The sequence below is a fragment of the Cecembia calidifontis genome (genome assembly GCF_004216715.1).
Taxonomy (GTDB): domain Bacteria; phylum Bacteroidota; class Bacteroidia; order Cytophagales; family Cyclobacteriaceae; genus Cecembia_A; species Cecembia_A calidifontis.
Genome location: NZ_SGXG01000001.1, coordinates 2,813,833 through 2,835,298 on the forward strand (window position 1 = coordinate 2,813,833; position 21,466 = coordinate 2,835,298).

The 21,466-nt window shown below is 40.6% G+C and carries 18 protein-coding genes; 16 read left to right on the forward strand and 2 right to left on the reverse strand.

The window, feature by feature from the left end:
• The first annotated feature begins 63 nt into the window (after positions 1 to 63).
• Together BC751_RS12185 and BC751_RS12190 are read left to right on the forward strand one after the other, a co-directional pair.
• Positions 64 to 453 (forward strand): Dabb family protein, encoded by a 390-nt coding sequence (locus BC751_RS12185; RefSeq protein WP_130275777.1) that lies wholly within the window; start codon positions 64 to 66, stop codon positions 451 to 453.
• 54 nt (positions 454 to 507) lie between these two features.
• Positions 508 to 1,845, forward strand: coding sequence for a S41 family peptidase (locus BC751_RS12190; RefSeq protein WP_130275778.1), 1,338 nt, complete (start codon positions 508 to 510; stop codon positions 1,843 to 1,845).
• 50 nt (positions 1,846 to 1,895) lie between these two features.
• Here the strand turns inward: BC751_RS12190 and pdxA are convergent, their stop codons facing one another.
• Positions 1,896 to 2,921: a 4-hydroxythreonine-4-phosphate dehydrogenase PdxA gene (gene pdxA / locus BC751_RS12195; RefSeq protein WP_130275779.1), complete on the reverse strand. Its 1,026-nt coding sequence runs from the start codon at positions 2,919 to 2,921 to the stop codon at positions 1,896 to 1,898.
• A gap of 179 nt (positions 2,922 to 3,100) precedes the next feature.
• Between pdxA and rsmA the strand changes: the two genes are divergently transcribed.
• From rsmA to BC751_RS12240, 9 genes are all read left to right on the forward strand, one after another.
• The gene (rsmA, locus tag BC751_RS12200; protein ID WP_130275780.1) at positions 3,101 to 3,883 is read left to right on the forward strand and encodes a 16S rRNA (adenine(1518)-N(6)/adenine(1519)-N(6))-dimethyltransferase RsmA; all 783 of its coding nucleotides are present in this window, start codon (positions 3,101 to 3,103) and stop codon (positions 3,881 to 3,883) included.
• Entirely contained in the window at positions 3,871 to 5,238 is a 1,368-nt protein-coding gene (mgtE, locus tag BC751_RS12205) for a magnesium transporter (RefSeq protein WP_130275781.1), read from the forward strand. The genes rsmA and mgtE overlap by 13 nt, the downstream gene beginning before the upstream one ends.
• Positions 5,239 to 5,245: 7 nt before the next feature.
• The gene (locus BC751_RS12210; protein ID WP_130275782.1) at positions 5,246 to 5,725 is read left to right on the forward strand and encodes a hypothetical protein; all 480 of its coding nucleotides are present in this window, start codon (positions 5,246 to 5,248) and stop codon (positions 5,723 to 5,725) included.
• 24 nt (positions 5,726 to 5,749) lie between these two features.
• The gene (locus BC751_RS12215) at positions 5,750 to 6,712 is read left to right on the forward strand and encodes a 2-hydroxyacid dehydrogenase (RefSeq protein ID WP_130275783.1); all 963 of its coding nucleotides are present in this window, start codon (positions 5,750 to 5,752) and stop codon (positions 6,710 to 6,712) included.
• A 155-nt stretch (positions 6,713 to 6,867) separates the two neighbouring features.
• The gene (gene greA / locus BC751_RS12220; protein WP_130275784.1) at positions 6,868 to 7,341 is read left to right on the forward strand and encodes a transcription elongation factor GreA; all 474 of its coding nucleotides are present in this window, start codon (positions 6,868 to 6,870) and stop codon (positions 7,339 to 7,341) included.
• Positions 7,342 to 7,389: 48 nt separating this feature from the next.
• Positions 7,390 to 7,785, forward strand: coding sequence for an HIT family protein (locus tag BC751_RS12225; RefSeq protein ID WP_130275785.1), 396 nt, complete (start codon positions 7,390 to 7,392; stop codon positions 7,783 to 7,785).
• A gap of 182 nt (positions 7,786 to 7,967) precedes the next feature.
• Entirely contained in the window at positions 7,968 to 9,281 is a 1,314-nt protein-coding gene (xylA, locus tag BC751_RS12230; protein ID WP_130275786.1) for a xylose isomerase, read from the forward strand.
• A gap of 220 nt (positions 9,282 to 9,501) precedes the next feature.
• Positions 9,502 to 10,059 carry an RNA polymerase sigma factor gene (locus BC751_RS12235; protein ID WP_278043605.1) on the forward strand — a complete coding sequence of 186 codons (558 nt, stop codon included), beginning with the start codon at positions 9,502 to 9,504 and terminating at the stop codon, positions 10,057 to 10,059.
• Positions 10,060 to 10,113: 54 nt separating this feature from the next.
• Positions 10,114 to 10,863 carry a FecR family protein gene (locus tag BC751_RS12240; protein WP_130275788.1) on the forward strand — a complete coding sequence of 250 codons (750 nt, stop codon included), beginning with the start codon at positions 10,114 to 10,116 and terminating at the stop codon, positions 10,861 to 10,863.
• Here the strand turns inward: BC751_RS12240 and BC751_RS12245 are convergent.
• Positions 10,761 to 12,647: an IS1634 family transposase gene (locus BC751_RS12245; RefSeq protein WP_242617459.1), complete on the reverse strand. Its 1,887-nt coding sequence runs from the start codon at positions 12,645 to 12,647 to the stop codon at positions 10,761 to 10,763. The two genes, BC751_RS12240 and BC751_RS12245, sit on opposite strands and share 103 nt — an antisense overlap.
• A 211-nt stretch (positions 12,648 to 12,858) precedes the next feature.
• Between BC751_RS12245 and BC751_RS12250 the strand changes: the two genes are divergently transcribed.
• The 5 genes from BC751_RS12250 (at position 12,859) to BC751_RS12270 (ending at position 21,464) form a co-directional block, all read left to right on the forward strand.
• Positions 12,859 to 13,287, forward strand: coding sequence for a FecR family protein (locus BC751_RS12250; protein ID WP_242617580.1), 429 nt, complete (start codon positions 12,859 to 12,861; stop codon positions 13,285 to 13,287).
• Between the two features lie 123 nt (positions 13,288 to 13,410).
• Entirely contained in the window at positions 13,411 to 16,779 is a 3,369-nt protein-coding gene (locus BC751_RS12255) for a SusC/RagA family TonB-linked outer membrane protein (RefSeq protein WP_130275790.1), read from the forward strand.
• A gap of 11 nt (positions 16,780 to 16,790) precedes the next feature.
• The gene (locus BC751_RS12260) at positions 16,791 to 18,332 is read left to right on the forward strand and encodes a RagB/SusD family nutrient uptake outer membrane protein (protein ID WP_130275791.1); all 1,542 of its coding nucleotides are present in this window, start codon (positions 16,791 to 16,793) and stop codon (positions 18,330 to 18,332) included.
• Positions 18,333 to 18,359: 27 nt separating this feature from the next.
• Positions 18,360 to 19,442 (forward strand): LamG domain-containing protein, encoded by a 1,083-nt coding sequence (locus BC751_RS12265; protein WP_242617460.1) that lies wholly within the window; start codon positions 18,360 to 18,362, stop codon positions 19,440 to 19,442.
• Between the two features lie 57 nt (positions 19,443 to 19,499).
• The gene (locus BC751_RS12270; protein WP_130275792.1) at positions 19,500 to 21,464 is read left to right on the forward strand and encodes a glucoamylase family protein; all 1,965 of its coding nucleotides are present in this window, start codon (positions 19,500 to 19,502) and stop codon (positions 21,462 to 21,464) included.
• Positions 21,465 to 21,466 lie beyond the last annotated feature (2 nt).

The window sequence follows — 21,466 nt, forward strand, 5'->3', positions numbered from 1 at the left end:
ATTTTAGCGCTATTTCAGGAGGCAATTTAAATGTTTATATTTAATGCCATTAATAAAATTTACATGAAATCCCGAAGAAAATTTCTCCAAACCTTAACTGTAGCCGGGGCTGCAGCAAGCTTACCTATTCAACTTATGGCAGAACAAACAAAAAAACAAAAAATGATTCACCAGGTCTTTTTCTGGTTAAAAAACGGTGTTGATGTTTCAGATTTTATCAAAGAAGCATCTGTATTGGGTAAATGTAAAACAGTAGATAAATTTTACATTGGAACCCCTGCGCCCACAGAGGCAAGAGATGTGGTAGATCATAGTTATCAGGTTGCCTGTACCTTGTTTTTCAAAAGTATTGAAGATCAAAATGCTTATCAGGTGGATCCCTTGCATTTGAAATTTATTGAAAGAAATTCAAACAAATGGTCAGCTGTCAAGGTATATGATTTTGTGATTTAAACCTATTCCGGTAGGTCTTACGTTAAAGACTAGAAAATACCAATCAAAAAATAAATGCGTACAATTAAAGTTAATTTCTGGGGGGTTCTATTGGTTTTTGCCATGGTATTCGCCTCCTGTAATCCAGAATCGGATGAAGTAGAGCTGGAGAAAGTAGAAAATGCTGTCAAAAAGGCAATTTTTGACAGTATGAAGGATTGGTATTTCTGGACTACCGAACTACCGGCTAATGTGGATGTGTCAAAGTTTTCAAGCAATCAAGAGCTATTGGATGCTTTGATGTTCCAGCCATTGGACAGATGGTCTTATTTGACCACAAGGGCCCAATTCAATGCAGCTTTTACCGGCCAGGCATCAGGAGCCCATGGTTTTAGTTTTGCTTTTGATGAGAATGAAAGACTTTTTGTTGCATTTGTTTTTTCTCAAGGGCCAGCAGGTAGAGATGGTTGGAGAAGAGGGTGGGAATTTATCGAAATCAATGGCCGTCCGATTTCTTCCTACCGAAATTCAAATGGAAGTTACAGCTTTGATTTGGGTCCCAATAATGTCGGCGTGACGAATACTTTCAAGTTTAGACTTCCTGATGGAACAGAAACAACCAGGACAATTGAAAAAGGTGCATTTCAGACGAATTCTGTACTCCACAGGGATGTCTATCATGTGGCTGGCAAAAAAGTTGGACATTGGGTTTACCAGAGTTTCAGGGCTACTGCAGGTCTAACTCCTACCAGAAGTCAGGAGGTAGATGATTCTTTCGACTATTTTCAGCGTGAAGGTATCAATGAATTGATCATAGACCTGAGATACAATGGAGGTGGATCCGTGGCCGTTACTGAGCAGATTTTGAATTATTTGGTGCCTGCAGCTGCTTCAGGGAGGCCCATGTACACCAATAGCCATAATGGAAATAAAACTGAAAGAAATGTTACGGTTAACTTCACTAAAAGAGGAAACCTTGCCCTTGACAGGGTGATTTTCATTACTTCCAGAGGTTCGGCTTCTGCTTCAGAGTTGGTCATCAACTGTCTTACCCCATACATGAATGTTTTCCTGATTGGAGACAATACTTATGGAAAGCCAGTGGGCTCTTTCCCTTTGTCCAGTTTTAACAGGACACTCAGTGCAAATGATGTTGAAATAGTGCCGATTACTTTTGCTATTGCCAATGCAAATGGTCAGGCGAATTATTTTGATGGTTTCCCAGCCAATATGCGGGTTGGAGATAATCCTGCAAGAGATTGGGGAGATCCGTTGGAAAGAAGATTGGCAGCAGCTTTGGATTATATAGCAAATGGGTCCGTTTCTTCAAGATTGGCATCCACCTATTACAAACCTGTCTGGGAAATGATCGATGCTTTTGAGGGATTAGAGAAGGAATTTCCTATGTATTAGTTCTTAAAAAAAAGCGGCTTTTTGGCCGCTTTTTTATTTTTCCGGAGAACTCAGTCTTCATCTGACTCCCAATCCCCTCTGTTCTTGATAATGTCGTAGGCCTGTAAAATAGCAGCTCTCATAGATCCCTCATCCGCAATTTTTTTACCGGCAATGTTGTAAGCCGTGCCATGATCCGGGGAGGTTCTTATGACTGGCAAACCTGCGGTGAAATTCACTCCGGTTTCAAATGCCAGGGATTTGAAAGGGATTAAGCCTTGGTCATGATACATTGCCAAAACCCCATCAAACTTCTTTTGGTGCATCATGCCAAAGAAACCATCAGAGGAATAGGGCCCGAAAACGAGATGTCCATTATCTTTGTATTCCCTAATGACGGGTTTGATGATTTGTTCTTCCTCATCGCCTAATAATCCATCTTCTCCGGCATGGGGATTAAGTCCTAACACAGCCACTCTTGGTTTTCCTATTCCAAAATCAGCCTGAAGCGATTGAAGCATGATGTCTAATTTCTTTTTGATGTTTTCAGCAGTAACATTTGAAGCTACCTGCTTGATAGGCATGTGACCGGTCACTAATCCTACCCGAATATCTTCTGCCACCAAAAACATCAAACTCTCCTTTACCTCAAAAGCAGCTGTGAGGTATTCTGTATGACCGATAAATTTTCTTTCCGGGGTATTGATGTTGTTCTTGTTCAAAGGAGCGGTCACCAGCCCGTCTATTTTTCCTTCTTTGAGGTCTTTGATTGCTGCATCCAGGGAGGCGATTGCCATTTTTCCTGCTTCTTGCGTTTCAACGCCCGGAATTACCTCTGGACTTTCGTCCATGACATTGATGACATTTATTTTCTTGTGGTGTACTTCATCGATGCTTTTGATCTGCATAAAATTGAAATCCTCCAATTCCAACTGCTTTCTATAAAAAGTTACGATCTTACCGTGGGCATAGATGACTGGGGTAATGAGCTTTTGAAGACGATTGTCCAGTAGTGCTTTGAGTGTGACTTCCGGTCCTACACCATTGATATCTCCTATACTGATCCCTATGACGGGTTTGTTTTTTCTTGGGTTCATGTTTTAAGCCATTGCTTAGTTTATAAAATTCGATTCAGGCTCCCGACTGCATGAAGTTTAAGTTTGGACTTGGAGCATCGGGCAAAGCTCGAGAATGAGTTCACAAATGATAGTTAGCCTTTGTGAGAATTCTCTTATTTTTGACCTGCAATTTATATAAAATAATCTTAGTAAAGCGAATGGAAAAGGTCAAACCCAAAAAACACCTTGGACAGCATTTTCTTACCGATCTGGGGATAGCGGAAAAAATTGCCAAGGCAGTTACTGGCCATCTTGGAGTGAGGAAGGTGCTAGAAATTGGTCCTGGGATGGGGGTATTGACTGATTTCCTGTTGAAAGAGCATTGGGATCTGTATTTGGTAGATATTGATACCGAATCCATCCAGTACCTGCATCAAAAGTATCCAATGCTTGGTGATAAGATCATTGAAGCGGATTATTTGAAAAAGGACTTTGCTCCCATCATGGGTGGGCCTTATGCGGTAGCAGGAAATTTTCCTTATAATATTTCTTCACAGATTTTCTTTAAAATCCTGGAAGAAAGGAATAGTGTGACCGAAGTAGTATGTATGCTTCAAAAGGAGGTTGCCCAGCGGATTGCCTCTCCAAAAGGGAACAAAGATTATGGGATTTTGTCTGTTTTATTACAGGCTTATTATGATATTGAATATTTATTTACTGTGCCGCCGGGTGTTTTCAATCCTCCTCCTAAAGTGAATTCGGGCGTAATCAGGTTGAAGAGAAACCAGGTTGTAAATTTGGATTGTGATGAAAAGCTCTTCTTCAGGGTGGTCAAACAGGGATTTGGCATGAGAAGAAAAACACTGCGCAATTCATTGAAGCCTCTTGGCCTCTCTGATGCATTAAAAGGAGATACCATCCTGGATAAAAGGGCTGAGCAGTTGGACGTTCAGGAATTTGTTATATTGACAAAAAAACTACAGGAATCTTGGAACCGATAAAATCATTTGAATTATCCAAAGAGTACCTGGAAAGCCTAAGAGAAGGCATTGAGATTCAGGACAACCAATTCATTACAGAGTCCCTTGAAGGGGCCAATGTAGCTGACATTGCAGCTATTTTGGATGAGCTCAACTTGGATGAGGCGATCTATGTCCTCAGGTTATTGAGTCCCAGTACAGCTGCGGATATCCTTATTGAGTTGGATGAAGACTCGCTCATTAAAGTTATTCGGGAGATGGAGGCCTCTGAGCTTGCAGCCCTGATAGATCAAATGGAGTCTGATGATGCGGTAGATATTCTTATCCTCATGCCTTCCAAAGAGCGGGAAGATGTCATTTCTTATTTGCAGGAAAAAGAAAAATCGGCCAATATCCTGGATCTTTTACGGTATGATGAATATTCTGCCGGTGGCTTGATGGCCAAGGAATTTATCAAGGCCAACCAGAATTGGAATGTAGTCCAGACCATAGAAGAAATCAGAAGGCAGGCTGAGAAAGTTGAGAAGATTTATTCTATCTATGTGGTGGATAATAAACAACACCTCTTGGGAAGAGTGTCCCTCAAAAAAATTATCCTTTCATCGTCGGACACCAAAATTTCTGACATTTATGAACCGGAATTGATTTCAGTACCTACCCATATGGACGGAGAAGAAGTGGCAGAAATCATGAGAAAGTATGATCTTGAATCTGTTCCTGTGGTCAATGCAAAAAACAAGTTGGTTGGAAGGATTACAGTAGATGACATCCTTGACCTGATAAGGGAACAGTCTGAAGAGGACATGCAGGCCATGACGGGTATTTCGGCGGATATAGAGGAATCTGATTCGGTTTTCAAAATATCAAAGGCCAGATTGCCATGGTTACTGATTGGGGTAATAGGCGGATTGATGGGCGCCCAGATTATTGGTTTCTTTGAGGATGGTTTGAGCAAATACATCGCATTGGCCTCATTCATCCCCTTGGTGGCAGCTACTGGGGGAAATGTAGGTATCCAATCCTCTTCCTTGGTGGTGCAGACATTGGCCTCCAAATCGGTTTTTAATGATACAGCATGGCAGAGGTTTATAAAGGGCTTGATGATTGCTGTGGTTAATGGGATTGTTCTAGGGACATTTGTTTTTGCAGTTGTGGTGTTTATTTATGGTTTTGAGAGTATATTTGGTTTAACCATCGGACTCGCGATGTTTTGTGTGGTGTTGTTGGCTTCCTTTATGGGAACTGTAACGCCATTGGTGTTGGATAAATTTGGTATCAATCCGGCCATAGCATCAGGTCCATTTATTACCACTGCCAATGATCTATTGGGCTTGGCAGTTTATTTTGGTGTGGCTATGACACTCCTAAAATTATAAACCATAGATGAAGGAAAATCTGAACAAAAAAAAACATTGGTACCAAGTTTCTGATGAAGGGATTCAATTTAATTCCCCAAAATCAACATTTATAGCTTGGGAAAGTATTGAAAGGGTTCAGATTTTAAATGATGTAGCTGTGAAGCGTCCCAAATTGACCTTTGGCTTTGGGCTTCTTCTAATTACTTCGGTCCTTATTCTGCTTCCTGTTCAGAAATTTAAATTTCCGGTTTTTAGTCAGCAGGCAGATGTTAGAGGAGCAATCATTATTCTTTTTATTTACTTGGTGATGATGGGTTTTGGGATTTGGTCAATCCGGCAATCATTGATTAAAAAGCCTGTTTTGAAGGTTTATTTCAAGTCCGGAGGGCATCAAATTATTGTGCTTGAACAAGGGTTTGGAACCGAATCGGCACATGATATCATTTCTCTGTTAACCAAAAGTCTTGGGTCAAACAGGGTGGTTTTCTGTAAAGAAGCAGCCTGATTGGCAAAAAATAAATTCCTGATTATGTTTCAAAGTTTTGATCAATTCCGGAAGGTGCTCATTATTGATGAAATGCACCTTTCAATCATTCCTTTATTAGAAGCGGAGGGTTTTATGGTGGATTATAGGCCTGAAATCAAAAGACCTGAAATTTTGGCCATCATCCATGGATACATTGGACTTATAATCCGTTCAAAAACACCTATAGATAGGGAATTGCTTGAAAAGGCAGAGAACCTGAAATTTATTGGGAGGGCGGGGGCCGGATTGGATAAAATTGATCTGAAGTATTTGGAAGAAAGAAACATCAGACTCTTTCATGCGGCAGAAGGAAATAGGGATGCGGTAGGAGAACATGCCTTAGGTGGGCTATTGGCTTTATTCAACAATATCAGTAGATCGGATAGGGAAGTAAGAAAGGGGATTTGGAACAGGGAGGAAAACAGGGGAGAGGAATTGCAGGGAAAAACTGTCGGTATTTTGGGATATGGGAATATGGGCTCGGCCTTTGCTAAAAAATTGATAGGCTTTGATGTTCGCATCATTGCCTATGACAGGTATAAAACCAAGTTTGGGAATGAATTTGTGGAGGAAGTTGATTTTGAAACTTTGACAGAGCAAGCAGATATCTTGAGTCTTCATGTTCCGCTCACCCAAGAGACGAAAGGATTTTTAACTTATGAAGTACTCCGAAAATTTAGAAAACCTATTTATTTGATCAATACTGCGAGAGGGGAGATCATTTCTTTTTCCACTTTGAATAAGGCTTTTGATGAGGGGATTTTGAAAGGAGCAGTTTTGGATGTATTGGAAAATGAAAAATTCGATTCTTTCACTGAGGATCAGAAAAAAGAATTTGAGCGACTGGCCTCAAGGGAAAATATTTTGTTTAGCCCTCATATTGCAGGCTGGACCTTTCAGTCTTATGAAAAGATCAACAGAGTATTGATAGAGAAAATCAAATACAGTGATTTAAGCTGGGATTGAACTTGGGTTGAAATTTCTTTTTTGGGCAAATATTGCTTTCTGAAATTGATTTGATTACCTTTGTTTTAACAACATAGCAATTATGATAGAAGAAACGGTTCCTCGAAGCGGGACCGTTTCTTCTATTTTTCATAGGCACATATAATTTTAAAACCATGGGAAAAATACAGTATTACACTGAAGAAGGATTAAGGAAACTGAAAGAGGAGCTTCAGGAACTGAAGACCAAAGGACGTGCGGATATCGCCAAGCAGATTGCTGAAGCAAGGGATAAAGGTGATCTTAGCGAAAATGCAGAGTATGACGCAGCGAAGGATGCGCAAGGTTTGCTGGAACTTAAAATTGCCAAACTGGAAGAAGTTGTAGGAAACGCCAGGGTAATGGATAATTCTAAACTCGACAGTTCCAAGGTAGGGATATTAAGTACCGTGAAAATCAAAAATGTCAAGAATGGAATGACCGTAACCTATACCTTGGTTTCGGAAGAGGAGGCGGATCTGAAAGCCGGCAAAATCTCTTTGGCATCTCCATTCGGTAAAGGGCTTTTGGGCAAATCAGTGGGTGATGTAGCCCAAATCAATGCACCTGCAGGAACCTTGGAGTTTGAGGTATTGGATATTACCTATTAATTCTTTTGTCCCGATGGATTCTCCTTCGGGATTTTTTATTTTTACCCCATGGCAACAATTTTCACAAAAATCATCAATAGAGAAATTCCTGCCTATATTGTGGCAGAGGATGAAAACTATATCGCATTTCTGGATATCATGCCTTTAGCTAAAGGCCATGTCTTGGTGGTCCCGAAAGTGGAGGTGGACTATATTTTTGACCTTGAAGATGAAGTATTGGCTGGACTCCATGTTTTCGCTAAAAAGGTAGCCCGGGCAATGGACAAAACCATCAAGTGTACCAGAATCGGGGTTGCTGTCATTGGGCTGGAGGTGCCCCACGTGCACGTTCATTTGATTCCCTTGAGGAGTATGGATGATATCAACTTTTCAAGGCCCAAACTCAGGCTCTCCCCTGAGGAAATGTCGGAGATTGCGGAAAAAATCCAAAAGGGATTTGATTGATTCCAATATTTGCTTCGCAATTTTCCAAAAAGTTGAATTAGCTGGCTGATTTTTCAGACATCCAAGATTCAACCATTTGTCATTTTATTTCACAGGTCCAATGCAAACGTTTTCCATATTCGGTGAAATTGGATAATTTGCCGGTCTCTAATTTTATTAAACCTATTTAAAACCCAAAAATTATGTCTAAGACTTATTTCCCGGGAATTGATAAGATTCAATTTGAAGGAAAGGGATCAAAAAACCCATTTGCCTTTAAGTTCTACAATCCTGATCAGGTGGTTGCAGGTAAAACCATGAAGGAGCATTTTAAATTTGCGATTGCTTATTGGCATTCCTTCTGTGGTAATGGAAGTGATCCTTTTGGACCAGGAACAATCAAAAGAGCCTGGGATGAAAACCCCGACCCCATACAAAGGGCAAAAGATAAAATGGATGCAGCCTTTGAATTCATTACCAAAATCGGTGCCCCGTATTATTGTTTTCACGATGTGGATTTGATCGATGAAGGTCCAAGTCTAGCCGATTATGAAAAAAGGATGCAAATCATCACCGATTATGCCAAAGAAAAGCAGGCAGAAACAGGTGTGAAACTTTTGTGGGGTACAGCTAATGTTTTCAGTAATCCAAGGTATATGAACGGTGCCTCTACGAATCCTGACTTTAATGTAGTGGCATGGGCAGGCACACAGGTGAAAAACGCGATAGACGCTACCATAAAGTTGGGCGGTGAGAATTATGTGTTCTGGGGTGGAAGGGAAGGTTATATGTCCCTTCTCAATACAGATATGAAGAGAGAAACTGAGCATTTGGCAAGGTTCCTAACCATGGCACGTGACTATGCCAGAAAAAATGGTTTCAAAGGTACCTTCTTTATTGAACCTAAGCCAATGGAGCCAACCAAGCATCAATATGATTATGATTCGGCTACCGTTATTGGGTTCCTAAGGCATTTTGGATTGGATAAAGATTTCAAATTGAACATTGAAGTTAACCATGCCACCTTAGCCGGCCATACCTTCCAGCACGAACTTCAGGTAGCTGCAGATGCAGGAATGTTAGGTTCTATTGATGCCAATAGAGGGGATTACCAAAACGGTTGGGATACCGATCAATTTGCATTGAATCTCCAGGAATTGACAGAATCGATGTTGGTGATCCTTCAAAGTGGAGGACTTCAGGGTGGAGGTGTCAACTTTGACGCCAAAGTTAGAAGAAATTCAACGGATCTTGAAGATCTTTTCCTGGCCCACATAGGTTCTATGGATGCATTTGCCAGGGCTTTGTTGATTGCCGATAGAATTCTTACAGAATCCGCCTACCTTGACCTGAGAAAGCAACGCTATGCTTCATTTGATTCCGGCAAAGGAAAGGAATTCGAAGAGGGAAAATTGACCTTGGAAGATTTAAGAGCACATGCTGTCGCTGTAGGTGAGCCTAAGCAGATCAGCGGTAAACAAGAGCTTTATGAGAATATCCTGAATGAGTTTATTTAATTGCGGATATCGAAAGTCGGATTTCGAAAGGACCAGCAGGGGAAACTCTGCTGGTTTTTTTAACTTAACTTGTTAAATCATTCTTTCTGATAACCTGATTTTTATGGAGTTTATCCTTGTAGTTTTTTGAATTGTAAGATGAGGATTTGTAATTTTGGTATCGATGAGTCCTGATCCTAGCCATAACCTCAACCAACTCTCTGATCATCAAGCATGGGAAATGCTGAGGTCTGGTGATGTAAAGGGGCTTGAAGTGATATACAGAATTTTCTCAGCTGAGCTTTTTAGGTTTGGAATGTCCTTGGTCCAAGACGATGCATTAGTACTGGATAGCATTCATGAATTGTTCTTGGATTTATGGAGGTATCAAAAGAATCTTTCTGAGCCAGAAAACCTTAAATTGTATCTTTTTAGATCCCTGTCAAATAAAATTAAAAGGGCAAAAAAATCTCAAGCCAAACAGCCTAAAGTTGGATTTACTGGTAAAGAAGATTTATTTTCTATAGGTTCAGCTGAAGATGAGTGGATTTCAAGACAACAAGATGAGGATTTAAAGAGGAGATTGGCCAATGGTATCGAAAACCTTCCGCTTAGACAAAAAGAGATCATCCAATACTTATTTTTTGAAAAACTGAGCTACGAAGAATGCTCCAAAATTCTGGAAATAAATCTTAGATCAGTTTATACTTTAGCCTGGAAAGCAATTAAAAGCCTGAAAAAACACTTGGGCTTCTTGTGGCTTATATGTTTACTGGAAATTCTTTTTAACTTTTTTTAAGATCGAAGGATAACTTTCAGGTCTTCTTGACTCATGTATTCAGAATAGTGAATTATGAGCAGAAGCGATTATAGCATAGAAGACTTTGTCCTCGACCCGGAATTTAGATTATGGGTCTTAAATCCCAATAACGCTAATAGAACCCTTTGGGAAGAATTTCTTCTTGAGCATCCCCATAAACAAGCAGATATCCAAAAAGCAAGGGTTTTGGTCATCAATATGTCCAGAAAAGTAAATCCTTGGACAGCCGAAAAAGAAGAGGCATTGTGGCAACTAATTGAAGATTCAGTATCAACCGTAGAAATAGCAGGCAAAGAATCAAAAGTGATTTCAATAGTCCCAAATGTGCGGGTGGGCATGAAGGACAGGGAATTAGTAAGACCAAGTATTCGTAAAAAAAGAACTTTTGTCAATTTCACATTTTTGCTGATTTTTTTGATGGCGGCCGGTTTGACATACCTTTTGATGACTTCCGATGCTTTCAAGCCTGTGGAAGAAATAGCTCAGTTGGAATGGGTAGAACACAAAGTTCCGAAAGGTCAGAAATCTGTTTTTATGTTGACTGATGGTACCCGGATTACCGCCAATGCTGAAACTGTATTGAGACACTTGAAAAATTTCGAAGGAGATAGAAGAGAAATTTATCTTGAAGGTGAAGCCTATTTTGAAGTTGCAAAAGACGAGCTTAACCCAGATTGCAGCTATCCGCCTGTAAGTAGCTGTAATTTGGGTATTTCTGTTTTTTTGAGTTCAAGTTTGTGTACTACGGATTTTCTTTTTGTAAACGGTTGGTATTTGGTCTGAAGGATGTCGTAGATTTCTTTTAGGTTTTTGTTTGGAACTGTACACTTGCGTGTGGTAATGACTTTATCATAGGTGTTTTTCCCTGAAGTAGTGATGGCCTTTTGTGTGTTTCCTATTCTCACTATTTCACCCCAGCAGCTTTTTATTCCCTTCTGCTTGAGCTGGTACCTCACTGTATTGACTATCCAATATGCAAGGATTCCCAGATGTAGATGTGCCATGGTGGCATCATCGTTTTTATGGTAAATCGGTCTAAGATCCAGATCGGTTTTTAGTGTACGGAAGGCATTCTCTATTTCCCTGATAGTGTTATAGATATTCCAGATGATGTACTCCTCCTGCACGTTCAGGTTTGTCCGTAAAAAATAGATGCCCAGATTATCAGCTTTTGCCTGCTCCCGTTCCGGGTTTTTCTTCCATGACATTGCTGTCGCCTGTTCTGTTTTAGGGTCACTTTCAACAGTGATCTCATAATAATACTGGACTGATGGATACTTTTCTTTGGCCCTCCCGATGCGCTGGTGGACTTTATCGGTTTTTTTCACTCCTCCCTTGCTGTTGAGGGCATGCTGTATTTTTTGCAGTTCCTGTTCAAACCTTTGTTCGAACTGTAGCTTCATGCCTTCCTCTTTCTTCTCTTTGGAAGGGCTTTTGACTTCCAAATAATAGTCTGTGTTTTTTTCTGTGGACACGGCTCTGAGTCTGATGTTCTGCTTTGATTTTGTTTCCAGCAGAGTTGTAAGCCTGTCGGGCACATAGCTATAATCCTTGAGTTTTGTCCTGCTTACACAGAGGTAGCTGTATCCTTTGCTCTGGATAAGATGCAGGTTTTCTTCGGTGGCTATGCCTGCATCGAGTACCACTACCGCAGGTCCTGTACAGGTGTGGACGGAAAGCTTTTCAATCATTGCAGCAAGTGTGTTGCAGTCTGCTATGTTTCCTTCCAGGATAGAGGAGTACTTGATAAACCCTTCCACATTCACTACCAGTGCCAGCACAACAAGTTTTGCGTCTTTTCTTTTTTCCTTGCTCCTCCCGTATTGTGCCAGCTTACTGTTCGGTTTTTCTCCCTCAAAGTAGGTGTTGGTCAGATCATAAAGGATGATCTTATCCTGTAGATCAAAGAGTTCATTGGTACGTTTGGAAAGGTGCTTTTCGAGTGAATCTTTGACTTTGTATAGCTCAAGCGCACTTTTGTACAGCTTGTCCTTGGTTATTTTATCCATATCATAGCCCGTAAGCTCACAGACTGCCGAGTTTTCCTTTATCCAACGGACAGTTTTGAGTTCGGAAGCGGGGTATACCGCACGGGATACAACCTGTGTGGCTGCAAGACTTGCATCTTCGGCGCTGAATCCCGCCGAAAGTAATAAAGGTGTAAGCTGCAGCTTCTCCCATGTCTGGAAAGCAATATTCTCTGCTCCTATTTCTCTGGCATTACTGTGCTGGATGGTATCCATATCCACCATCCGTGACAGCTGCTGTTCCGACTTGATATCCAGCTTCTTGGAAGATACGATCCGACTCCAGAAGTCTTCAACATAGCGTCTGACGATTGGATCTTCCTCCAGGTCAAAAAAAGAAGCCTTGTGCTCATACTTCTCAGTAAGGTGTTTCTGTATTTTGTTGAGCTGCTCGGGCGCAGCATCCTCCATGAAACCTATATTCAGGATAGTGCGATGACACACCCTGTTGTCAGCATTACGGTAACTTTCCACCAGCCGGTAGTATCCGCTGAGTCTTCCCGAATCGGGATGTTTACGTAAAGAGAACTTGAAATACATGGTGTAAAGTACTGGTATTGAACCCCAAGATGCAATACCCCTTGTGTACTACAAACCAAAAAATGGCATTATACAGCCCGTAGAAAAAAAATCACGTAGGGGGGTACGGGTAATCGGAGCTAAAAAAAAGAAAATTTCCCGAAATTTTCTTTTTTAACCCCTAAAAGCTGCAATCTGGGTTAAGCCATTTTCAGTACATTCTGGAGATTTGGTGACAACAGCGTTAGGTACGGCCTTTAATATTAAAGCCATTGAGGGTAAGGAACTGAAAGTTTCTTTGCTTGAAGGTAAAGTAAAAGTAGCTACACCGGAAGAAGAAGAATTTTTATTGCCTGGTAAAGCAGCTTCCTATTCGGATGGTGACAATGGTATTAAAGTGTCTGATTTTGATGAAGAGGAGGTTTTGGCGTGGACCAAAAAGATTATCTACTTGAAAGACACCGACATTAAGGAGGTTTTTGATATTCTCGAAAAATGGTATGGTGTAGACATCACTTTTGCGAACAGACCCAAAAAGGATATAAAAGTTACTGGTAAATATCAGGATCAGACTTTGAAAAATTTGCTATCAGGTCTCAGCTATTCTGCTGGGTTTAATTATGAAATCAATGCCAAACAAGTCAAAATAACTTTCAAATAAACTAACGATAATGCCTATGGAATTAAGCATCATTTGATTATCAACTGTCTCTGACAGTTAATACACCACAACTATTGAAGGTGGAAACCAACGATTAACACAATCCAAAAACCTTAAAAAATTATGAAAAATATTTTACGGCGCTATGTTTTTAACATGCTAAAATTATTTTCTATTGCTTTAGCTTTTCTTTTAATGGGGATAGGTGCCAAAGTAAAGGCTGCTGATGACCAAGCTAAGAGTATAGAGAATGTGTATCTTTCAGTTTCATTGAAAGAGCAAAATTTATCCAAAGCTTTCGAAGTCATTGAAAAGAATGCTGGATTTAATTTTGTTTATGTCAACCGAGACGTGAAAGATGCAGGGAAAGTTTCGGTAGAGGCTAATTCCATGTCTCTTTATGATATCCTAAGTGAAATATCTGTTCAGACCGGTTTGGATTTCAAACAGGTCAACGAAAATATACATGTAAAGAAATCTGATTCGAGACAACCAGTTCAGGTAGTATTACAACCTGAAGTTACGGTTACTGGAACCGTAGTTGACCCATCCGGTCAGCCATTACCAGGAGTGACTGTTGTCGTAGAAGGAACCAGCAGAGGTACTGTTACTGACATTGATGGTAAATATTCCATTGATGCAAATCCAGAAGATGCCTTGGTTTTTTCATTTGTAGGCTTTGAAACACAGCGTTTCGTTATTGGAAATACCAATACCATTAATGTCACTATGCGTGAGGATATTTCTTCTTTAGGCGAGGTGGTAGTCGTAGGTTATGGTACGCTAAAAGAAAGGGATTTGACTTCCTCAATAGCCACACTTAAGACGGATGTGATCACACAAACGCCAACTCCTAATGCTATGCAGGCATTGCAGGGAAGGGTAGCGGGTGTTCAGATTGTCAGTAATGGTGCACCTGGCGCTTCTCCAACCGTAAGGGTTAGGGGCGTTGGTTCATTTGAAGGCAATGCAGCACCATTGTATGTGGTGGATGGAATGTTTTTTGACAATATTGACTTCTTGAACCCAAATGATATCGAGACCATTAACGTCTTAAAAGATGCTTCTGCTTCTGCTATTTATGGTGTGAGGGCATCCAATGGTGTGGTGCTGATTGAAACCAAGTCAGGAAAGTATAACCAAAAACCAGAAATCATTATCGATTCTTACTATGGTACCCAGGTTCCTCAGAATGTTTTGAAAATGGCCAATGCCCAGCAATTTGTCCGTTATATTAATGAAACAGGATCTACTGCTGATATAGCCTTCGTCAACAATGCCATGCAGAGATTTGGTAGGAGCAGGATTGACCCTAGTATCCCTAATGTCAATACGGATTGGTATGCAGAGATCATGAGTCCTGCAGCCATTCAGAACCATAATTTGAGTTTTAACGGAGGGAATGAAACTACCAGATACTCTTTGGGAGGTTCTTATTTCGACCAAAAAGGTCTTCTAAATGATACCAGAAATGAGTACAAAAGATTGAATTTTAGGGCAAAAATTGATACTGATGTCAGAGATTGGCTAACCGTTGGAGGTAATTTCAATGTCAGCGTTGCCCGTCAGTATAACGGTGATGACGGAGCTTGGTTCCAGGCTTATTTTGCTGTTCCAATTCTTCCAGTGTACGATGACCTGAATACACAAGCTGAGCCATTTAGACTTTCCAATGCACAACGTCTAGGTTACAGAAACAGACAGAATCCTTATTATAGTTTGTTATACAATGATAACCGAAACCATGTCGGTAAGGTATTGGGTAATTTCTATGCTGATTTTGAAATTCTGCCTAGCAAACTTTCATTCAGGACAGCCTATAATTATGCTCTTGAAATTATCAACTCAAGAAATGTAGGTTTTGATTTCAACGATGGTGTCACAGATTTCCAGTCTTCCATCGGGAGAACCAATTTTGCAAGATTTGACCAGGTTTGGGATAATTTCTTTACCTATACCGACTATATCGATAAGCATAGCTTCACTGCTGTTTTGGGCCAATCTTTCAGGAGTGAATATTCAGAAGTTTTGTTTGCAAGAGGAACAGGTATTTCCCCAATTCCGGATAGGGCTTTAGAGAACTTCTGGTATTTGTCCAATGCAACCAACTTTGATATCAATGGAATTGGAGATACTGGAGATGTTATCAATTCCAGGCTTTTCTTCATGTCTTATTTTGGCCGATTGTCATACAATTATGATGACAGATACTTGCTTTATGGTACCTTCAGAAGAGATGGGAACAATAAGTTTCAGCAGAAGTGGGGAAATTTTGCCACTATAGGTGCAGGTTGGGTGGTGTCCTCTGAAAGATTCTTTAATGTTTCGGCTATTGACTTCTTTAAGCTAAGGGCTTCTTGGGGGCAGTTGGGTAATGATGGCATCAGACCGTCTGTGGGAAGGCCAACGATACAAGAGACTTCCACAGCCATCAATGATGTTCTTATATTCGGTAGAAGGTTGAATCCAACTTTTGACTTGATCGATAGATGGGAAACCACAGTTGAAAAAAACTTCGGTTTCAATGCTAAATTCCTGAATAATAGGCTGTCATTAGATGCAGACTACTTCATCAGAGATACTAGAAATCTGGCTGTAAATATCATTCCTCCTGTATTTAGGGCAACAGAAAGAAGGAGTGTGGGAGAAATTAGAAATCAAGGGTTGGAATTTACGTTGAATTGGGAAGATAGGGTGAGCAAAGATTTCTCTTATTATATAGGGGGGAATTTTGCAACGCTTAAGAATCAGGTGCTCAGTCTAGGAGGACCACAATATTTGGATGGCGGTTCTGCTGAATTCCGTCAGAGATCTATTGTTGGTCAGCCGTTTCAGGCATTCTATGGTTATCAGGTAGCTGGTGTATTCCAGAATCAACAGCAAATTGACCAAAGCGGTTACACTTCCCAATTTATCGCTGAGAATAATTTACAACCGGGAGATTTTCAATTTGTGGATCAAAACGGTGATGGAATCATCAATGATCAGGATAGGGTAGTTTTGGGCTCATTCTTACCTAAACTTACCTATGGATTCAATATGGGATTCACTTACAAAAATTTCGATGTTTCAGCATTGGTACAGGGACAGGCTGGATATAGCATTCTGAATAGAAAAAGAGGGGAGTTGATCTTTACCAATGACACCAACATTGATGCGGAATTGGCAGAGAATCTTTGGAGAGGTGAAGGCACTTCAGACAAATATCCCTCTGCTGCTGGGTTGAGAAAAGGTTGGAACCAAAATATGAGCGACTATTTTGTGGAAAGCGGATCTTACTTCAGAATACAAAACGTTAGAATATCTTACAATCTATTGGACAAATCTCTTTTTGGTGTTCCAATGCCGGCGACAAGGGTGACATTTACCGCTGAAAGGCCGCTCACCTTGTTCAATTACAACGGCTTCAATCCTGAAGTTGCCAATGGTATCGATAGGCAGGTATATCCTATCCCAGCAATCTACACATTGGGTCTGAATATCAAACTTTAAAGCGCACTACCATGACTAGAAATATTAAAACTAAAATACTTATTCCATTAGTTGTTGTCTTATTTGGGACTTCCTCTTGTATGGACCTTCTTGACCAACCTTTGGAAAACCAAATAGTAGCTGATGGAACTGACTATACGCAATCAGAAAATATGGTTCTGATGCTATATGGTTCTTATGCAGAATTAAACTCATTGCAATGGGAAACCTTCCCGATCATTTCTGTGAGAGGCGATGATGTGAATGCTGCAGGAGATCAATTTCCTTTGACGGAAACAGATCTGTTCAGGTACGACCGTAATTTTTGGATGTATAATTCCACTTGGTTGAATTTATATACCGATCTGCTTTATTGGCATGGAGCCATGGAAGAAATCCAGAAATATCAGGATGCAGGAGCTAATGCTACCTTGGCGCAACAATACATTGCGGAAATTAAAGTGATGCGTGCCTTTGAGCTATTTCAATTGGCCAGGCTTTGGGGTAATATCCTAATTCCGAATTCATCACAACCCAGCGCATTGTACAATGTAGAAGTGTCTTCTTTTGAGGACGTACTGCAACATATTGTTTCCCAGATGGATGAAGCAATTCCTTCTTTGCCAACAGTACATCCCAATCAAAGATCAGATGTCAGAGGAGGAATTACCGCTTACACTGCACTGGCAGTGAAAGCAATGGCCAACTTGGAGCTTAAAAATTATCAGGCAGTGGCTGATGCTACTGGTCAGATTATCAGTAGTAATCTATTCGCTTTGGAGCAGGATTATTATAACCTGTTCAAAATTCCAGGAAAACTTAACAGAGAGAATATTCTAGAGCTTCAATACTCTGATTTTGGAACTCCTACAGGTACCAATACCAGATACCTATGGGATTTCTTTGGACCTGCCAGCTGGACACCGGCAGTAGCAGGTGCAGGTGGTGGTTGGGGCTTCTGGGAGCCAAGTATGAAATATGTGAAATTCCTGCTTTCTAGGGGAGAGCAGACAAGGGTTCAGACTTCAATCTTGTTTACTCCTGATGCCATCACCGAATTGAGAAATGATCCTGATTTCCAAAACTTACCTAGCTGGGTTTCACATATTACTCCTGATGGGGATGTTTTCAACAATCACCCTAGGTACAAAATGTTAAGTGGTAAGTTTTATTTGCCATCTACCCAACTTACTCCAGGTAGGTTTACTTATGGCGAGAATAAAAACTTTGCAGTCATCAGGTATGCGGAGATTTTATTGATGCATGCAGAGGCATTGGTGAGCGGTGCAAACAGTACTGTTTTATCAGCCGAACAGGCAGTCAATCAAGTCAGGTCAAGGGCAGGTTTGGCTCCAGCCTCATCGGTCAATTTGGATGTAGTCTTGGATGAAAAATATGCAGAATTTGGTACTGAATGGGGTATCAGATTTTATGATTTGGTGAGACATGGAAAAACCTCAGAGTTGAATTATGAAGGCAGGTCATTCCAGCAAGCCCAGCATAGATTCCTTCCTTATCCGTTGGAACAACTGGATATTATTCCACAATTAAGAAATGCCTCTAATGGAGGTTGAGTATTCATTAACCAAAATAACTGAGTTATGAAAAAAATGCAGATAATTTTACTAGCTGTAATCTTTGCTTTTGCAGGGTGTACAGATGGCTATATAGACGATATTGTAGCTGTTGATCCAGGACCGGACAATGCTGCTCCTGAAATCCTGATCAATTTCCCGATTGAGGGTGCCTTGATCAGGGTGGTAGAGGATGTGACTTCCATTGATATCAATTTCGAAGTCAGAGACGATATTGAAGTAGATGTTGTCACTATTTCTCTGAATGGCAATCAACTGGAATCTTTTAATGATTTTCTTGACTACAGAAGAGTGGTAAAGACCTATACTTATCCTTCATTGGGGAACGGAGAACATATACTTTCGATCACAGCGACAGATAAATCAGGTAAATCCACAGTGGAGACTGTTAGGTTTGAAAAAGTAGAGCCTTATCGACCTGTTTATGAAGGGGAAGTTTTCTATCTCCCATTTGATGGAGATTATACGGAGTTGGTGAATATCAGAAATGCAAATGTTTCTGGATCCCCTGGATTCGTAAATGGCATTTCAGGAAGAGCCTATTCTGGGGCTTCTAATGCATATTTGACTTTCCCAACAGCAGGCTTGTTAGGTCAGGAATTCTCTGCGGTGTTCTGGTATAAAGTGAATGCATCGCCTGATAGGGCAGGTTTGTTGGTGATAGGACCACCTGATCCAAATAATCCGAATAATCCAAATAATAGATCAAAGGGTTTCAGATTTTTCAGGGAAGCAGCAGGTCCAAATCAACGTTTCAAATTGAATGTAGGGAATGGTGGATCTGACAACTGGTTTGATGGTGGGGCTGCTGCAGACCTCAATCCAGCTGATGGAGAATGGGCCCATTTGGCATTTACCATTTCAGGAAGTCAGGTGACTGTATATATCAACGGAGAAATTGTGAGTCAGGGAGGTTTCCCTGGAATCGATTGGACAGGATGTGATGTATTGTCAATTGGATCAGGAGCACCACGATTTACAGAATGGGGTCATTTGTCTGATCAGAGTTATTTTGATGAACTGAGGTTATTTAATAAGGCATTGAGTCAAAATGAGATCAGGACAATTATTGATGCCGAAAAACCATAAACTTTAATTAAGCAAAGGGGTCATAGGACTCCTTTGCTTTCTCAAACCCATGTGACCATGAAGCAACTTGCGCTGTTATTTGTTTTGATTTTTTTTCTTGTAGGCTGTGGTGAACGAGGAGAAGATGTGCCGGCTTTTACATTATTGAAAGTGGAAATGGGTACTGAAGCCATCAATTTGGACCCCCCATATAGTGAAGGTCTTCCTTTGGATAGGCCGATAACCATGTATTTTAGCAGGCCTGTAGATGAAGGTGTTCTCAATCAAGGGATTATTTTAAGTAGATTGAACGGTAATCCAGTAAATGTCAATTTTGCCACATCTTCCGATAATACAAATGTCATTTTGAGGCCAATTGGCGCACTGGAAGCGGGAGAAACGTATTTGTTGTCTATTTCTGATTTGTTAAGAAGTGAATCCGGTCAGACTATTTTGTCCAGACAAATTCAATTCAAGACCCAAGAAGAAGGCTTAAGGATTGAAAGTATTCAATTTGAAGGAGGTCGGTTGGTCAATTCCAATAGGGTAATAGATGTGAATGTTGACCTCAATATTGAAATCAATTTTTCAGCGGCAATAGACAGATCTTCTGCTCAGAATGCTTTTCGGATAAATGGCCAGTCAATACCAGGCATTCAGGTAGAATTGTCCAATGAAGATAAAAGAGTAATCTTGAAGTCAACAAGTAAGCTTCCCAATTATTCAAAATTTGAATTGGAGATTGACAATAGCCTAAAGTCAGCATCAGGCGCTTCATTTTCGGAAGAAAAGCGTGTTTTTTTTACGGGACCTGATGGAGTTTTGAAATTCCCTCTGATCTCAGATGATGCATTATTGACCAAAATCCAGGAACAGACCTTTAAGTATTTTTGGGATTTTGCCCATCCTGCAAGTGGTATGGCAAGAGAGAGGAATACCTCGGGAAATCTGGTAACGGTAGGTGGATCTGGATTTGGCGTGATGGCAATCATTGTGGGTATTGAAAGAGGCTTTATTTCTCGGTCAGAAGGTGTTCAACGCTTAGCTCTGATTGTGGATTTTTTATCCAAGGCTGATAGATTTCATGGTGTCTGGCCACATTGGTTGGATGGTAATACAGGTAAAACCATTCCTTTTAGTCAAAAAGATAACGGAGGAGATTTGGTTGAAACTGCCTTTATGATACAAGGACTTCTTACTGTAAAGGAGTTTCTCCAACCATCAATTCCAACTGAAAAGGTTATAATAGATCACATACAGCAGTTATGGGAGGAAGTAGAATGGAGCTGGTACACCAGAGGTAGTCAAAATGTGCTTTACTGGCATTGGTCGCCAGATTTTGGCTGGGATATGAATTTGCCAATACAGGGATACAACGAATCATTGATAGTTTATGTTTTGGCTGCTTCTTCACCTACCTTCCCAATCTCCAAAGAGGTTTATGATCAAGGATGGGCTAGAAATGGTCAAATGAGAAATGGAAACAGTTTCTATCAATTCAATCTTCCATTGGGAGAGGATTTTGGAGGGCCCTTATTCTTTTCACATTACTCCTTTTTGGGATTGGACCCGAGAAACCTGAAAGATGCTTATGCAGATTATTGGGAGCAGGGAAAAATGCATACCAAAATCAACCGTGCGCATGCAATCAACAATCCAAAAGGATTTGCCGGTTATGGGGAGAACAGTTGGGGTTTTACAGCAAGTGATAACCATCAAGGTTACAGTGCCCATTCTCCCATTAATGACCTTGGCGTCATATCATTGACAGCAGCACTCTCTTCTTTTCCTTATACCCCAGAAGAATCAATGGAAGCATTAAGGTTTTTTTATTTCGAAATGGGAGATAGGCTATGGGGCCCATATGGTTTCTACGATGCTTTTAATGTTACGGAGTCCTGGTATGCGAACTCTTATCTGGCCATAGACCAAGGCCCTATTATCCTAATGATCGAAAACCATAGGTCTGGATTGTTATGGTCATTATTTATGAGAAATCCTGAAGTCCTTTCAGGATTACGGAATTTAAATTTCACCTATTAAAC

What these genes read in the sequence shown, in the direction of transcription:
- BC751_RS12185 (WP_130275777.1), top strand. Translation starts at nt 64, where the DNA reads ATGAAATCCCGAAGAAAATTTCTCCAAACCTTAACTGTAGCCGGGGCT.
- BC751_RS12190 (WP_130275778.1), top strand. Translation starts at nt 508, where the DNA reads ATGCGTACAATTAAAGTTAATTTCTGGGGGGTTCTATTGGTTTTTGCC.
- pdxA (WP_130275779.1), bottom strand. Translation starts at nt 2,921, where the DNA reads ATGAACCCAAGAAAAAACAAACCCGTCATAGGGATCAGTATAGGAGAT.
- rsmA (WP_130275780.1), top strand. Translation starts at nt 3,101, where the DNA reads ATGGAAAAGGTCAAACCCAAAAAACACCTTGGACAGCATTTTCTTACC.
- BC751_RS12210 (WP_130275782.1), top strand. Translation starts at nt 5,246, where the DNA reads ATGAAGGAAAATCTGAACAAAAAAAAACATTGGTACCAAGTTTCTGAT.
- BC751_RS12215 (WP_130275783.1), top strand. Translation starts at nt 5,750, where the DNA reads ATGTTTCAAAGTTTTGATCAATTCCGGAAGGTGCTCATTATTGATGAA.
- greA (WP_130275784.1), top strand. Translation starts at nt 6,868, where the DNA reads ATGGGAAAAATACAGTATTACACTGAAGAAGGATTAAGGAAACTGAAA.
- BC751_RS12225 (WP_130275785.1), top strand. Translation starts at nt 7,390, where the DNA reads ATGGCAACAATTTTCACAAAAATCATCAATAGAGAAATTCCTGCCTAT.
- xylA (WP_130275786.1), top strand. Translation starts at nt 7,968, where the DNA reads ATGTCTAAGACTTATTTCCCGGGAATTGATAAGATTCAATTTGAAGGA.
- BC751_RS12235 (WP_278043605.1), top strand. Translation starts at nt 9,502, where the DNA reads ATGCTGAGGTCTGGTGATGTAAAGGGGCTTGAAGTGATATACAGAATT.
- BC751_RS12240 (WP_130275788.1), top strand. Translation starts at nt 10,114, where the DNA reads ATGAGCAGAAGCGATTATAGCATAGAAGACTTTGTCCTCGACCCGGAA.
- BC751_RS12245 (WP_242617459.1), bottom strand. Translation starts at nt 12,647, where the DNA reads ATGTATTTCAAGTTCTCTTTACGTAAACATCCCGATTCGGGAAGACTC.
- BC751_RS12255 (WP_130275790.1), top strand. Translation starts at nt 13,411, where the DNA reads ATGAAAAATATTTTACGGCGCTATGTTTTTAACATGCTAAAATTATTT.
- BC751_RS12260 (WP_130275791.1), top strand. Translation starts at nt 16,791, where the DNA reads ATGACTAGAAATATTAAAACTAAAATACTTATTCCATTAGTTGTTGTC.
- BC751_RS12265 (WP_242617460.1), top strand. Translation starts at nt 18,360, where the DNA reads ATGAAAAAAATGCAGATAATTTTACTAGCTGTAATCTTTGCTTTTGCA.
- BC751_RS12270 (WP_130275792.1), top strand. Translation starts at nt 19,500, where the DNA reads ATGAAGCAACTTGCGCTGTTATTTGTTTTGATTTTTTTTCTTGTAGGC.